The sequence below is a fragment of the Stenotrophomonas maltophilia group sp. Smal17 genome (assembly GCF_030237045.1).
GTDB classification, from domain to species: Bacteria; Pseudomonadota; Gammaproteobacteria; order Xanthomonadales; family Xanthomonadaceae; genus Stenotrophomonas; species Stenotrophomonas forensis.
On sequence record NZ_JASJSU010000192.1, the window covers coordinates 1 to 563 of the forward strand.

At 68.4% G+C, this 563-nt stretch carries 1 protein-coding gene; it reads left to right on the forward strand.

The genetic code is table 11. The features are described from left to right. A partial coding sequence (locus tag QRO93_RS21530) for a hypothetical protein (RefSeq protein WP_285304365.1) occupies positions 1-563 on the forward strand: 563 nt, incomplete at both ends.

The following is a 563-nucleotide window of genomic DNA, read 5'->3' on the forward strand; positions in this document are numbered from 1 at the left end:
GCTGAGCGCTGGCGGTGACATCGACCTGCAGGCCGGTGGCAACCGCTTCGGAGATGCTTTGGAAGTGCAGGGCCGGCAGGTGGCACTGGCCAGCGATGGCCCGCTGCAGCTGCAGGGCGTGACGGCGGGCAGCCTGGTTGCACGCAGTGGTGACCGTTTGACCCTGGGCGCCGCCGACGTCACGGGCAATGTCACGCTCGATGGCGCCTCGCTGCTGCTGGAGGGAGCCAGCATCGGTGGTGCACTGGTGGCGACCGCACGCGCAGGTGCCATCAACCAGGGGAGTGGCAGCCTGGCGATCGGCAACAACAGCCAGCTGACCGCCGGCACCGATATCGTGCTGGGCGGAACCGGCAATCAACTGGGCAGTGCCTTGCAGGTGCAGGGCCGCGACATCACCCTGTCCAGCAACACGGCCCTGGACCTGCAGAACCTGCAGGCCACGCGTGACGTGCTGCTCAGCGGCAACGGCGTGCGGTTCGGTGCAACCTCGGTGCAGGGCGCATTGCAGGTCAACAGCGCCGCTGCGATCACCCAGTCCGACGCGCTGCAGGTGACGGGCA